The organism is Leifsonia sp. 2TAF2, from assembly GCF_052115085.1.
Classification (GTDB): Bacteria; Actinomycetota; Actinomycetes; order Actinomycetales; family Microbacteriaceae; genus Leifsonia.
Genome location: NZ_JBFRFY010000002.1, coordinates 523,918 through 537,285 on the forward strand (window position 1 = coordinate 523,918; position 13,368 = coordinate 537,285).

General features: G+C 69.7%; 13 protein-coding genes. 6 read left to right on the top strand and 7 right to left on the bottom strand.

Annotated features, from left to right (window positions below):
- Nucleotides 1-45 precede the first annotated feature (45 nt).
- Nucleotides 46-645 carry a DUF1349 domain-containing protein gene (locus tag AB4Z18_RS14745; protein ID WP_441783486.1) on the top strand — a complete coding sequence of 200 codons (600 nt, stop codon included), beginning with the start codon at nucleotides 46-48 and terminating at the stop codon, nucleotides 643-645.
- A gap of 28 nt (nucleotides 646-673) precedes the next feature.
- Here AB4Z18_RS14745 and AB4Z18_RS14750 read toward each other — a convergent pair whose 3' ends face one another.
- Nucleotides 674-1,075, bottom strand: coding sequence for a winged helix-turn-helix transcriptional regulator (locus AB4Z18_RS14750; RefSeq protein WP_441783487.1), 402 nt, complete (start codon nucleotides 1,073-1,075; stop codon nucleotides 674-676).
- Nucleotides 1,076-1,168: 93 nt separating this feature from the next.
- Here AB4Z18_RS14750 and AB4Z18_RS14755 point away from each other — a divergent pair, with 93 nt between their 5' ends.
- Nucleotides 1,169-2,038, top strand: a complete 870-nt coding sequence (locus AB4Z18_RS14755; protein WP_441783488.1) for an SDR family oxidoreductase — start codon at nucleotides 1,169-1,171, stop codon at nucleotides 2,036-2,038.
- A 164-nt stretch (nucleotides 2,039-2,202) separates the two neighbouring features.
- On the opposite strand, the gene AB4Z18_RS14760 is transcribed toward AB4Z18_RS14755, so the two are convergent.
- The 4 genes from AB4Z18_RS14760 to AB4Z18_RS14775 form a co-directional block, all read right to left on the bottom strand.
- Nucleotides 2,203-2,802, bottom strand: a complete 600-nt coding sequence (locus AB4Z18_RS14760; RefSeq protein WP_441783489.1) for a nuclear transport factor 2 family protein — start codon at nucleotides 2,800-2,802, stop codon at nucleotides 2,203-2,205.
- Between the two features lie 177 nt (nucleotides 2,803-2,979).
- Complete coding sequence (locus tag AB4Z18_RS14765; RefSeq protein WP_441783490.1) at nucleotides 2,980-3,573, bottom strand: hypothetical protein; 594 nt, start codon at nucleotides 3,571-3,573, stop codon at nucleotides 2,980-2,982.
- Between the two features lie 273 nt (nucleotides 3,574-3,846).
- Nucleotides 3,847-4,395, bottom strand: coding sequence for an RBBP9/YdeN family alpha/beta hydrolase (locus AB4Z18_RS14770; protein ID WP_441783491.1), 549 nt, complete (start codon nucleotides 4,393-4,395; stop codon nucleotides 3,847-3,849).
- Nucleotides 4,392-4,892, bottom strand: a complete 501-nt coding sequence (locus AB4Z18_RS14775; protein ID WP_441783492.1) for a MarR family winged helix-turn-helix transcriptional regulator — start codon at nucleotides 4,890-4,892, stop codon at nucleotides 4,392-4,394. Before AB4Z18_RS14775 ends, AB4Z18_RS14770 begins: the two co-directional genes overlap by 4 nt.
- A 91-nt stretch (nucleotides 4,893-4,983) precedes the next feature.
- Between AB4Z18_RS14775 and AB4Z18_RS14780 the strand changes: the two genes are divergently transcribed.
- Complete coding sequence (locus AB4Z18_RS14780) at nucleotides 4,984-5,916, top strand: NADP-dependent oxidoreductase (RefSeq protein WP_441783493.1); 933 nt, start codon at nucleotides 4,984-4,986, stop codon at nucleotides 5,914-5,916.
- A 6-nt stretch (nucleotides 5,917-5,922) separates the two neighbouring features.
- On the opposite strand, the gene AB4Z18_RS14785 is transcribed toward AB4Z18_RS14780, so the two are convergent.
- Nucleotides 5,923-7,878: a potassium transporter Kup gene (locus AB4Z18_RS14785; protein WP_441783494.1), complete on the bottom strand. Its 1,956-nt coding sequence runs from the start codon at nucleotides 7,876-7,878 to the stop codon at nucleotides 5,923-5,925.
- A gap of 52 nt (nucleotides 7,879-7,930) precedes the next feature.
- Nucleotides 7,931-8,956, bottom strand: coding sequence for a LacI family DNA-binding transcriptional regulator (locus tag AB4Z18_RS14790; RefSeq protein ID WP_441783495.1), 1,026 nt, complete (start codon nucleotides 8,954-8,956; stop codon nucleotides 7,931-7,933).
- Between the two features lie 182 nt (nucleotides 8,957-9,138).
- Here AB4Z18_RS14790 and uxaC point away from each other — a divergent pair, with 182 nt between their 5' ends.
- From uxaC to AB4Z18_RS14805, 3 genes are read left to right on the top strand one after another with little or no spacing between them, the layout of a single operon-like run.
- Entirely contained in the window at nucleotides 9,139-10,533 is a 1,395-nt protein-coding gene (uxaC, locus tag AB4Z18_RS14795) for a glucuronate isomerase (RefSeq protein WP_441783496.1), read from the top strand.
- Nucleotides 10,530-11,900, top strand: a complete 1,371-nt coding sequence (locus tag AB4Z18_RS14800; protein ID WP_441783497.1) for a mannitol dehydrogenase family protein — start codon at nucleotides 10,530-10,532, stop codon at nucleotides 11,898-11,900. Before uxaC ends, AB4Z18_RS14800 begins: the two co-directional genes overlap by 4 nt.
- On the top strand, nucleotides 11,897-13,114 hold the full coding sequence (locus tag AB4Z18_RS14805; protein WP_441783498.1) for a glycoside hydrolase family 1 protein: 1,218 nt from the start codon (nucleotides 11,897-11,899) through the stop codon (nucleotides 13,112-13,114). The genes AB4Z18_RS14800 and AB4Z18_RS14805 overlap by 4 nt, the downstream gene beginning before the upstream one ends.
- The last annotated feature ends 254 nt before the right edge of the window (nucleotides 13,115-13,368 follow it).

The window sequence follows — 13,368 nt, forward strand, 5'->3', positions numbered from 1 at the left end:
GCCTGCCGCCGAGGCTCGCGCACTGATCACCCCTAGCCTGAGCACATGCCTTCTGTGATCGAGAACCTCCCGCCCCTGACCTGGACCAACGGAGAAGGCGTTGCGGAGTGGCCGACGCCCGACCGCCTCATCCTCACTGCCGCCGCCGGCACTGACTGGACGAACGACGCGCTCGGCGGCCCGCAGCAGCACGCCGCCACCTCACTCGGTTTCGTACCGACGCAGGACTTCACTCTCAGTGCGCGCGTCCGCGTGCATCCTCCACGGAGCACCTTCGACGCCGCGGTGCTGGCCGTCTGGGGCGACAAGGACCACTGGGCCAAGCTCTGCTTCGAGTTCTCCCCGCAGGGGCAGGCGATGGTCGTCTCCGTCGTCACCAACGGCTACTCGGATGACTGCAACTCCACCATCGTCACGGCCGACCACGTCTTCCTCCGCCTCGCGAAGCTGGGCTCCGGATGGGCGTTCCACTCGTCGGCGGACGGCCGGACCTGGGACTTCGTCCGCGTCTTCCGGGTTCCGTTCGACGGACCCGTGAATGTCGGCTTCCTGGCGCAGGCGCCGATGGGGGACACCTGCGTGGCAGAGTTCGACACCATCGAATACAGCACCACCGTTCCGGCCGACCTCCGCAACGGCGAGTAACCCGGTCGCGGCGCCGGGCGAGGTCACATCACTTCGCCGGACTGGCAAGGTCAACGACGTCCTCGTCGCCGAGGATGTCGTCCGCGTTGGTCGCGATCCAGGACATCAGGGGCAACAGGTGCTCGGCCAGTTCGTGCCCGCGTGCGGTGAGGCTGTAGTCCACCCTTGGAGGGATGGTGGGCTGTGCCGTTCGGAGCACGAAGCCGTCCGCCTCGAGCGTGCGGAGCGTCTGGGCGAGCATTTTCTCGCTGATGCCCTGCACCGTCCGGCGCAGCTCGCCCCAGCGGAGATCGCTCTGGGAGAGCGCGACGAGGACCAGCACGCCCCAGGTGCTGGTCACGTGATTGAGAACGATCCGCGTCGGGCATGCCGACGGGAGGACGCCGTCGGTGAAGCCGAACCCGTTCAGAGACGCAAAACTGGTGTCCACGTAAGTAACTTACCAAAAAGTGGGTACCTGCGACGGGGAAGTAAAGCGCGGTTGGTCGGGTTCCCGTTCATGTCCGATCGAAAGGAACCCATCATGACCATCGTCGTCACCGGCGCCACCGGCCACCTCGGCCGCCTCACCGTCGACTCCCTGCTCGCCCGCGGCGTCGCCGCATCCGACATCCGAGCCGCCGGCCGCTCCGCCGAACGGCTGGCGCCGCTCGCCGCGCTGGGCGTCGAGACCGTCGTCATCGACTTCGAGAAGCCCGAGACGCTCACGGCGGCCTTCGCCGGTGCGGACGCCGTGCTGCTCGTGTCCGGCTCCGAGGTCGGCAAGCGGGTGCAGCAGCATCGCAACGCGATCGAGGCCGCGGAGGCCGCCGGCGTCGGCCGGCTCGTCTACACGAGCGCACCACACGCGACCGACGGAGCGCTCGTGCTCGCGCCGGAGCACAAGGCGACCGAGGAGATCCTGGCCGCCTCGTCCGTGCCGGTCACCGTCCTCCGCAACAACTGGTACACCGAGAACTACACCGACCTGATCGACCAGGCGGCTGTGACCGGCGAGATCGTCGGCAGCGCCGGTCACGGGCGCGTGGCCAGCGCGTCCCGCAAGGATTACGCCGAGGCGGCCGCGGTCGTCCTGATGACCCCCGGTCACGAGGGCGCGGTGTACGAGCTCAGCGGCGACACGGCCTGGACCTTCGACCAGTTGGCCACCACCGTCGGCGAACTGGCCGGCCGCGACGTCCACTACCGGTCGGTCACCCCGGAGGAGCACACGCGCATCCTCACCGAGGCGGGACTGGATGAGGGTACGGCCGGCTTCGTCGTGGCGCTCGACGGCAACATCCGCGACGGCGAACTCGCCGACGCCCGCAGCACCCTCGCAGAGCTGATCGGGCGCCCGACGACCCCGCTCGCGCAGGGCCTCGCCGAGTCCCGCGAGGAAGCCGCAGCCTGATGCACTTCCGCGCCCGCTGTCCTGTCAGCGACCACCACGGAAAGAACGAAGTCGGTGCGGTGGTGGATGCGCTCTTCCGCTTCGGCCTCACTCAGGCCGAATGTCATCACCGGATACTGACGACGGTGAAGCAACCCGCGCAGCGGCGGTATCACTGACTCGCGTCAGGCGTCGTACAGTTCGTTCGGGTTGCGGACCGTACCCGGAGGGCTGCCCGGGATGCCATCCAGACCCAGGATGTAGGACTTGATCAGCCAGGCGCCGCGCTGCTTCACCAGGTTGAATCGGTAGAACCCGCTCGTTGCGAGCTCGGTCTGGAGGGTGGGCGGCGTGGAGGTGATCACCATGTAGCAGTCGGCGGTGGCACTCGACCGGGCCAGGGAGAGCACCCGCACGCTAGCCACGCTGTGTCGCCGCTGGATGCCGGCCTTCTTCCAGGCGGCGGCTGTCGGGGTGGAGTACGCGATGAGCGCGTCCCGGCCCACGATCGGCTGCCCGATCGGGTTGCCCGCCAGCTCCTTGTTCAGCACGACGTCGGCGGTGAACATCGACGTCGCCCACGCGACGATCCGGCCCGCGTCGTAGTCGAACCCGTAGGAGTTGATCCGGGTGATGATCGCGAGCTGATCCAGCGCGGACTGCGCGCCTCCGGGCGGCCCGTAGCCGTACCCAGGGTCGTTGTGGGCGGCGACGCCTGCGGTGCCCAGCACCGCGAGTCCCGCGCTGGCGGCGGTCGCTGCCAGGAGCGTTCGACGGTCAGTCATGATGACACCCCTCTCCGGGGGTTCAGTCGGGCCAGGGCGGCCCCGACCCTCAGGCTAGGGGCCGGTGGTGCATGCCGAAAGGCACTCCAGAACCCGTCCCTCGGCGATGAAGCTCCTGCAGGGGTCTCCGCGTGAAGGTGAGCCGCTACAGGTCGATCACGTACATCGGATGCGCCCTCAGCGGTAGGCGACGCTGAGGTTGAGGCGGGTGTCGCGAAGCAGGGTCGTGTCGCCGCGCCGCAGCTGCGGGTTGAGGTAGAACAGCTGATCCAGGGTGATCCCGAATCGAGCGGCGACGGCCTGGGAGTTGTCGTTGCCCCAGACCGTGTAGCCGGCTGGCTGACCTTCGTAGGAGATCACCGTGCCGCGCGCGAACGGGCGCGGACCGGAGTCCTTCAGGGTGAGCCCCGGATAGAAGTCGGGAATCGTCCAGGTGATCGGGGCGGCGGCATAGACGGTGCCGTCGCTCACGAGTTCCACACTGTGGAAGTACGACAGGTTGCCGCGGTCGCGTCGACCACTGGAGTCGAAGGGCAGCAGCTGGTCGCCGCTGGTGGTCTGCAGGATGCCCACCGGATCATCCTGCGCTGGCACAGTCGGCAGGCCCGCCGTCGGGCCGAACCGGTCCACGCTGAGCGCGGCGGTCAACCCCGGGCCGGCGTCCGTGGCGAATCCCGTGATCGAGACCTGGAAGCGCAGGTCGGATGCGACGCTGACGGTGACGTCACCGGTGGCGTGGCCGTCGACGTCGGCGAGCCTTCCTGTGCCCATCACGGTTCCTGCCGGAGGGAGATATTGGAACTCGTCGGCGTATGGCGTCCCCGTCCTGGCAGGCGGAGTCGGTGCAGCCGGACGGGTCCCCCCGGCGACCGCCTTCACAGTGGGCCCAGGCACCTGCGGCGAGGTCGTTCCGGTGCATCCTGCGAGCAGGAGGCCGACGGACATCGCCAACGCCGATGCCGCAAGCAGCGCGCCCGGACGGATTCTCTGCACCACAGGCACACTTTGTCGGTTCGCGCCCTCCCACGCAAGAGGCGGCCGTCGTCAATGCGCGCGGCGAAGGCCCGCCACGAACGCCGTCAGCAGATTCCGGCCTTCGGACCAGGAGCCGAGTCCGCTGGCCGAGTTCAGATGACCGTGTTCTCCGACGGAGATTCTCGGGAGACCCCACGAAGCCGCCAGGGCGGCGGATCTTTCCGGAGTGCAGTAGGGATCGTCTTCGCTGGCGATGATGACCCCCGGGCTCGGTGGCCGCACCTGCAGTTCGCGCGCGAACGACGTTCCTTGTCGGGGGAAGTTCGGGCCGTCCGGGTCGGGAGCAGCCACCAGGAAGAGTCCGGCCACACGATCCGGATTCGCGTGGGCCCACCGCACGGCGAGGAGGCAGCCGAGGCTGTGCGCCACCACGACGACGGGGTCGGTTCCGACGGCGCGGTCTAGAGCGCCCGACCACTCGTCGAAATCCGGCTCATCCCAGGACTGCGGGGCGAATCGGAGCATGTCGGTCGATTCCCGTTCCCAGATCGTCTGCCAGTGCCGTTCGTCAGAACCGCCGATGCCGGGCACCGTGATGGTTCGCAGGGGAGTCTTCACGACGCCTTCCGCCTGCGGGGCGCGGCCGAGCGCGGCGGGCTCGCGCGGAGGTGGTCGGCGGCCTGGCCGAGGATGCGGGCCAGATCGTCGACGTCATCGGCGGAGAGTGTCGCGAACAGCAGCTGGTGCAGGGCCTCGATGTGGCCGGGGAACACATCCGCGAGCACGGACCGGCCGGCGTCGGTGAGCGTGAGAACCGTGCTGCGCTCGTCGTCGGGTGAGGGCGTGCGCGTGACGAGGCCGCGCTGTTCCAGCAGCTGCGCCTGGTAGGTCAGCCCGCTCCGGCTGTACACCACGCCGTCGGCGAGATCCGTCATGCGCGCCCGCGCGCCGGGAGCATCCCCGAGGCGTGCCAGGAGCTCGAACTGGACGTAGCTGAGGCCCCCGGCATCGCGGAGCTGCTTCTCGACGGCGTGCTTGAGCAGGCTGCTCACCTCGGTGAAGGCGAAGTACGCCCTGAGCTGCGTGGGCGTCAGGGATGCGGGGGTTTCCGTCATGTCCCCATCCTACTGGTTGCTTCAAGTTCGAAGTAATGCTAGCGTCGCCTTACTGCTTCGAACTTGAAGCAAATGACGAGAGGAAAAGATGATGAAGGCAGTGCGATTCCACGAGGTGGGCGGCCCCGAAGTGCTCCGGTATGAGGACGTCGAGCGGCCTGTGCCGGCAGCGGGGCAGGTCCGGCTGCGTGTCGCGGCGTCGGCGTTCAATGCGGCAGATGCCGGGATGCGGGCCGGGTTCCTGCCGATCCCGGTCGCGCTGCCCCACGTTCCGGGCTACGACGTCTCGGGCACCATCGACGCCGTCGGTGAGGGTGTCGACGGCGTCTCGGTGGGCGATGCCGTGATCGGCTTCCTCCCGATGGAGCGGGATGGCGGCGCGGCCGAGTACGTGATCGCCGCGGCGGATGCGGTGGTGCCGGCTCCGACGAGCATCCCGCTGGCCGATGCCGCAGCCCTGCCGTCCGTTGCCCTGACCGCGTGGCAGGCGCTCTTCGACGACGGTCGCCTCGAGGCGGGGCAGCGCGTGCTCATCGTCGGTGCCGGCGGGGTCGTGGGCAAGTACGCCATCCAGCTCGCAAAGCGGTCCGGTGTGCACGTCGTGGCGACCGCGAGCCCGCGCAGCGTAGAGGCGGTGCGCGCGGCGGGTGCCGACGAGATCATCGACCACACCGACACGGACCTGCTCAGCGCAGTCCATGAGCCCGTCGACGTGCTGCTCAACCTCGCGCCGATCGATCCCGAGCAGTTCGCGGCGTACGTCGCGCTGGTCCGTGATGGCGGAGCCGTGGTCAGCACCACCGCGTTCATGGCGACACCGAGCGATGAAGGGCGTGGAGTGGGCGCCGTGACCGTCTTCGTGCAGCCGAACCGCGACCGCCTCAGCAGCCTGGTCTCCCTCGTCGACGACGGCGAGCTCACCGTCGAGGTCACCCGCCGCATCCCGCTCACCGACCTTCCCGCCCTCCATGCGGAGGCCGGCGCGGGCCGTGTCACGGGAAAGGTCATCGTCCTCCCCGAGTGAGCTCGGTCAGATCTCGACGTCGCTCCCCATCGTGACCGTCCGCAGCGCCGGCAGCCCGAACCGGGCTGCCGGATCGGCTGCGTTGTGGGCGAGTGCGACGAAGAGCGACCGGCGCCAGGGCACCATCCCCTTCGTCCTCGTCGTGCGGATGGCACCACGGGAGATGAAGTACGAGGCGTGGGTGAACCCCGCCGGGTCGATCGGCAGCACGCCGGCTCGGCAGGCGGCACGGAGCGCGCGGGGGATGTCCGGCTTGTCCGAGAACCCGAACCGGATGCTCAGGTGCTCGATCCCGTCGTCGGCATAGCCGAGGTCGTCGTAGGTGAACGCCTCGCTCGGGGGCACGTGCGGCACCTGCGCAGTGCTCACCGACACGATCACGACGTGCTCGTGGAGCACGTGATTGTGCTTGACGTTGGCCCGGAGCGCCAGCGGGGTGGTGTCCTTGTTGGGGTGCGGGAAGACGGCGATGCCGGGGACGCGTGGGAGGTTCGCCTTTCGGACCTCCTCGATGAACTCCTCGAGCGATCCCTCCTTCCTGATGCGGTCCGCCTGCACAAGCTGACGGCCGCGGCGCCAGGTGGTCATGAGAAGGATGACCGCGGCGGCGATCAGCAGGGGCACCCACCCGCCGTTGATCACCTTGGAAAGGTTGCCGGCGAGGAACGCCAGCTCCAGACCGCCGAACGCGACGGCCGCGAGCACGATCTTCCAGGGCGCCCAGTGCCACAGCGGCCGGGAGACGAGCAGGAGGAGCAGGGTGTCGACGACGAGCGCTCCCGTGACCGAGATCCCGTAGGCGGTCGAGAGTCGTTCGGAGGAGCCGAAGGCCAGCATGATGGCGATCACTCCGATGAACAGCAGGGCGTTGATCGCCGGCAGGAAGATCTGGCCGCCCTCGTGCTTGGACGTCTGCCGGATTGTCAGGGGAGGCAGCAGGCCGAGCGACACCGCCTGGCGTGACAACGAGAAGGCGCCCGAGATGACCGCCTGGCTGGCGATGACGGTCGCCGCGGTCGCCAGGATGACGACCGGCAGCCGCCCCCACTCCGGGATCAGCAGGAAGAACGGGTTCGCTTTGGCAGCCGGGTGCTGCAGGATGAGCGCCGCCTGGCCGAGGTAGTTGAGCGTCAGGGCCGGGAGGACGAGGACGAACCAGGCGCGGCGGATGGGCGAGCGCCCGAAGTGACCCATGTCGGCGTAGAGCGCTTCGGCGCCGGTGATGACCAGCACGACCGCTCCGAGTGCGATGAACGAGATCGCGGGGTGCGCGACGATGAAGACGATCGCGTAGGTGGGCGAGAGTCCGAGCAGCACCGCGGGGTACTGGATGACCATGGCGGCGCCGGCGACGCCGAGCACCGCGAACCAGAGCACCATGACCGGGCCGAAGAGCACGCCGACCTTGCCGGTCCCGAACCGCTGAGCGGCGAAGAGGATGACGAGGATGACCACGGCGATCGGGATGACGAGGTGCGAGATCGCCGGAACGGTGACGTGGAGGCCCTCGACGGCGGAGAGGACGCTGATCGCGGGCGTGATGATCGAGTCGCCGTAGAAGAGCGCGACGCCGACGATCCCGATGACGAGGAGCACCCCGGCCTTGCCCGCTTTGTTCGCGTACAGGCGCTGGGCGAGCGCCGCCAGCGCCATGACACCGCCTTCGCCGTCGTTATCGGCGCGCATCAGGATGCCCAGGTACTTGATCGACACGATGATCGTGACGCTCCAGAACATCAGCGAGATCACCCCGAAGACATCGTCCTGCTCGGCCCGCACCGCCCCGCCATCCAGCAGGAAGACGGTCTTCAGCGCATAGAGCGGGCTGGTGCCGATGTCGCCGAAGACGACGCCGAGAGCGGCGAGCGCGGCTCCCGCCAGCATCCGGGGCGGATGGCCGGGCCGGGCGGGCACTCCGGCCTTCGGCACGGTCTTGTGACCCGAACCTGCCGCCGGTGGCACATGGGATCCTTGCACTCTGGCAACGGTACGCCGTCGAGCGCCCGGTGAGGTGTCAGAGGAGGTCTGCGACGGATTCGCGGCTGATGTACGTCGTCGGGAGGGTGGGCGGCTCGCCCTCGACGGCACCCTCGATCTCCTCGAGCAGCCGCCGGACGCCTTCCGCACCGACCTCCCGCAGCGGACTCTTGATCGTGCTCAGCGCGGGCGTCGGCAGGTCCGCTCCGAAGATGTCATCGAACCCGATGACGCTGAGACGCTCGGGAACCTCGAGGCCCCGGTCGCGTGCCGCCCGGAGGAGGCCGAGTGCCAGCAGGTCGTTGTAGGCGAAGACGGCGCTGACATCCGCGGCGAGCACGCGCGGGAGCGCCTCCGCTCCACCCTCACGGGTCGGCGCGACGGAGGCGATCTCGACGATCGACAGCTCGCGCTCGACGGCGAAGGCGAATAGCGTGCGCCACCGCACCTCGCTCATCCATGAGGCCTCCGGGCCCGCGAGGTAGGCGACGCGTCGGTGTCCGCGCTCACGCAACTGCTCCAGGGCGGCGGTGATCCCCGGGCGCGGGTCGGGGACCACGGTGGGGATGCCCGGCACGAGACGGTTCGCGAGGACGAGCGGCTTCACCGCTGCGAGTTCGACGATGCGTTCGTCGTCGAGGCGGGAGGCGACGAGGAACAGCCCGTCGACGGAGGTCTGGAGGCGTTGAGCGGTGGCGAACTCGAGTTCGGGCGACTCCTGCGACTCCGCGAAGATCAGAGTGAGGCCGTTTGCCGTCGCCACCCGCTCGGCGCCGCGCACCAGGTCGAAGTACACCGGGTTCGTGATGTCCGAGACGAGCAGCGCGAGCGTCCCGGTCTTGCCGGTCGGGAGCGCCCGCGCCATCGGGTTGATGCGATAGCCGAGCTCCTGGGCCGCATCCCGGATGCGCTGCTCGGTTGCAGCCTTCAGCCGCCCGGGCTTGTTGAGCGCGCGAGACACCGTCGAGGGGCTCACCCCGGTCGCTTTGGCGACGTCGTAGATGGTGGCAGGAGGTCGCCGGACGTTCACGCGTGCCGGTGCAGCGGGCTCCGCTTCGGCCATCCGACTTCCTTTCGCGACGCCGTTGCCGAATTAGGCAACCGATTGGCACAGTCTATCGGGCCGACCGCGAACGGGGGGGCGTCTCCCCCGAAAGGAGGCCTGCTGCCCGAGGATCCGCTCGCGCCTGTTCGACGTTTCGGCAACCGGTTGACAAAAGGAGTCGCGACCGGTGGAATGGGGACATGCTCCAGCCGCGACGCCGCGACCCCGACCGCCTCCTGCCCGTAGATCCGACGACGCGGGCGATCGCCCGCGACCTCTACCTGCGGGTCGCCGAGGCGCCGATCGTCTCGCCCCACGGCCACGTGCCCGTGCAGTGGCTTGCTGCAGATCGTGCGTTCCGCGACCCGGCGGAGCTCCTGGTCACTCACGACCACTACGTCACCCGTCTGCTGCACGCCTCCGGCGTCGACCTGCCCGGCCTCGGCGTCGGCGCGCCCGCCGATCCGCGCGCCGTCTGGCGTCTGCTCGCCGAGCACTGGCACCTGTTCGCCGGAACCGCCAGCGGCTACTGGCTGGAGGAGGAGCTGGACACCGTTCTCGGTATCGAGGAGCCGCTCACGCCATCCAGCGCCGACCGGGTGTACGACGCGATCGCCGCACGCCTGGCGGAACCGGCTTTCCGGCCGCGCGCCCTCTTCGAGCGGTTCGGAATCGAGGTGCTGGCGACCACCGACGACCCCCTCGACGACCTTCGGCTCCACGACGCGGTCCGCGCGTCGGGACTCGGCGGCCGGGTGCTGCCCACCTTCCGGCCCGACCGGTATCTCGACCCGGATACCATCGGCTTCCGGGATGCGGTCGACCGGCTGCTCGCCGCGGCCGGGCGGCCGGGCACCTTCGCCGGATACCTCGCCGCGCTCGAGGAGCGCCGTCAGTACTTCATCGAGCACGGCGCGGTCTCCGCCGATCACGGCGTCGAAGAGCCGCTGACCGTCGACCTGGACGCCGGCGAGGCGGAGCGGCTGTTCGCCGCCGTGCGATCCGGTACCGCAGACGAACGTGGGCGCCGTGTCTTCCGCGGTCACATGCTCTTCCAGATGGCGCGCATGAGTGTCGAGGACGGCCTCGTCATGACGGTCCACGCGGGCGTCGTCCGCAACCATCACGCGCCGACGTTCGAGGCGTTCGGCCCGGACACCGGCCACGACATCCCCGCCCGCACCGACTTCGTGCACGGCCTCCGACCGCTGCTGCAGCGGTTCGGCAACAGTGACGGCTTCCACCTGGTGCTGTTCGCGGTGGATGAGACGGTGTACTCCCGTGAGCTGGCGCCGCTCGCCGGCTTCTACCGCAGCGTCCACATCGGCGCCCCCTGGTGGTTCCTGGATGCGCCGGACGCGATCGCCCGGTTCCGGTCCGCGGTGACCGAGACGGCCGGATTCTCGCGGGGGTCCGGGTTCATCGACGACACCCGCGCCTTCCTCTCGATCCCCGCGCGGCATGACACCGCCCGTCGCGCGGATGCCGGATTCTTGGCCCGGTACGTGGCAGAGGGCCGGATCGCGCTCGACGCCGCCGAGCGCATCGCGGACGACCTGGTCGGCCCGTTGCCCAAGCGGGTGTTCAAGCTGTGACCGCGCATCCGACCGTCCCGCGCCTGTCGCGCGACGCGCTGCCGCATCCCTCGCCCGTCCCTCCCGTGCGCATCGTGCACCTGGGCCTCGGCGCGTTCCACCGCGCGCACCAGGCCTGGTACACCGCGCACGCTGCGGACGCCGACGCCTGGGGGATCGCCGCCTTCACCGGACGGCGACCGGACGCGGCAGAGGTGCTCGAGGCCCAGGGATGCGTCTACACGCTGGTCGAGCGCGGGCCGCTCGAGGACCGGTTCGAGCTCGTCGGCAGCATCGTGAAAGCGTCCGCCGGCGACGACCTCGCGGGCTTCCTCGAGGCTGTGTCCTCGCCTGAGGTCGCGGTCATCACGCTGACGGTCACCGAGGCCGGGTACCGGGTGGATGCGCTGGGCGAGCTCGACGGGAGCGACCCGGACACCGCCTCCGACATCCTGCTCCTCCGCAAGGCGCTCGACGACCCGTCGACCGCTCCGTCCTCTCCCCGGACCGTGCTCGGCCGCCTGCTGCTCGGCCTGAACGCCCGGCGACTGCAGGGTGCACCCGCCGTCGCGATCGTCCCGTGCGACAACCTGCCCGAGAACGGGCCGCTGGTGCGCCGCGCGCTCACACGACTGGCAACCGAGGTGGATGCGGCCCTCGCCGAATGGTTGCCCAGCGGGGCATCCTTCGTCTCCACGTCGGTGGATCGGATCACCCCGCGCCTCGACCCGGCCGACCGAGACCTCGTCGCTGCAGCGACAGGATGGTCCGACGCAGCCCCGGTCGTCACGGAGCCGTTCGGCGACTGGGTGCTCTCCGGCGACTTCCCGTCCGGACGCCCCCAGTGGGAGGCAGCAGGCGCACGCTTCGTCGACGACATCACGCCGTGGGAGGCGCGCAAGCTGTGGATGCTGAACGGCGCACACACGCTCCTCGCCTCCGCCGGTCGCCTGCGCGGGTACGAGACGGTCGCCGAGGCGTTCGCGGATCCCGCGTGCCGCGGCCAGGTCGAGCAGCTGTGGGACGAAGCCGCCGCGAACCTCGGAGACGTCGAGACGACGGAGTACCGACGCGCTCTGGCCGAACGCTTCGCGAACCCGCGGATCGTGCACCGCCTCGCGCAGATCGCGGAAGGCTCCCGCATCAAGCTGCGCTTGCGCGTCGTGCCCGTAGCGCTGGCCGAAGGCGCCGCCGGGCGTCCCGCCGCCGGGTGCGCCGCAGCCATCGCGGCCTGGATGCTTCAGGAGCATCCGGACGTCGACCCTCGGGAGCTGCTGGCCGCCCTTTCACCCGAACTCGCCGCCGACGACGCGTTCGTCGCCACCGTTCTTCACACCATGCCGACCCTCACCGCCGCCGACCGGCAGAAAGCAGACCTGACCCGATGAACACCTTCCCCGACGGCTTCCTCTGGGGAGCATCCACCGCCCCGCACCAGATCGAGGGCAACAACCTGAACAGCGACTTCTGGGCCAACGAGGGACGCGTCCCCGGCATGGAGCGCAGCGGCGACGCCTGCGACAGCTACCACCGCTACCGCGAAGACATGCAGCTACTCGCCGAGGCCGGCCTCAACAGCTACCGGTTCGGGATCGAGTGGGCGCGCATCGAGCCGGAGCCCGGCCTCATCTCCCGGGCTGAGCTGGCGCACTATCGCCGCATGATCGACACGGCGAACGACTTCAGCCTGACGCCGTTCGTGACCCTCCACCACTTCACCAACCCCCGCTGGTTCGCCGAGCAGGGGGGATGGACGGCGCCGGGTGCGATCGATCGCTTCCGCTCCTACGTTGAGACCGTGACGAGCATCCTCGACGGGGTGGAATGGGTCGCCACCATGAACGAACCGAACATGCTGGCGATGATGACCGGGATGGCCGCCCTGATGCAGCAGGCGCAGCAGGAGGGGGAAGGCTGGCAGAGCCCGACCGTGGACACGGACGGCCCACGGCCGGCCCTTCCCGCGCCGAAGCCTGAGATCGGGCGGATCTTCGTCGAGGCCCATCACGCGGTTCGTGACATCGTGCGCGAGCGCACGGGCGCCAAGGTCGGCTGGACCGTCGCCAACCGCGCCTTCGAGACCCGCCCCGGCGGGGAGGAGAAGCGCCGCGAGCTCGAGTACATCTGGGAGGACCTGTACCTCGAGGGTTCGCGCGGCGACGACTTCGTCGGCGTGCAGTCGTACTCGGCGCAGTGGGTGAACGCCGACGGCATCGAGCCGCATCCCGCCCATCCGGACAACACCCTGGTCGGGACGGCCTACCGTCCGGACGCGCTGGGGATCGCGGTCCGGCACACCGCGGAGGTCACGGGCGGCGTCCCCATCGTCGTCACCGAGAACGGCATCGCCACCCACGACGACAGCCGGCGCATCGCCTACACGGACGAGGCGCTGGGCCACCTGGGGCAGACGATCGCCGAGGGGATCGACGTGCGCGGCTACCTCCACTGGAGCCTCCTCGACAACTACGAGTGGGGCCACTGGGAGCCGACGTTCGGTCTCGTCGAGGTCGACCGGGAGACCTTCCAGCGCACGCCGAAGCCGAGTCTCGGCTGGCTGGGCGAGGTCGCTCGGCGGAACGCGCGCGCCGACGCCGCCTGAGGGGCGGGCGGCGGGCGGTTGCGGTTCCGTGGTCGCCCGCCACCGTCGGACATCCGCGGGCTACCGTCGGAGATCCCGCCCGGTTCGCCCGTGATCTCCTTCCGCACCGCGGTCCGTCGGAGATTCGGAGCCCGATCTCCGACGCTCCGAGGCGATGCCGTTTCGCGGAGACCCGGCCCTGTATTCAGGACCTGGGCGCACGCGAACCTGCCCCGCGGGTCCTGTTTTCAGGACATCGGGGGAGCGACGTGCGC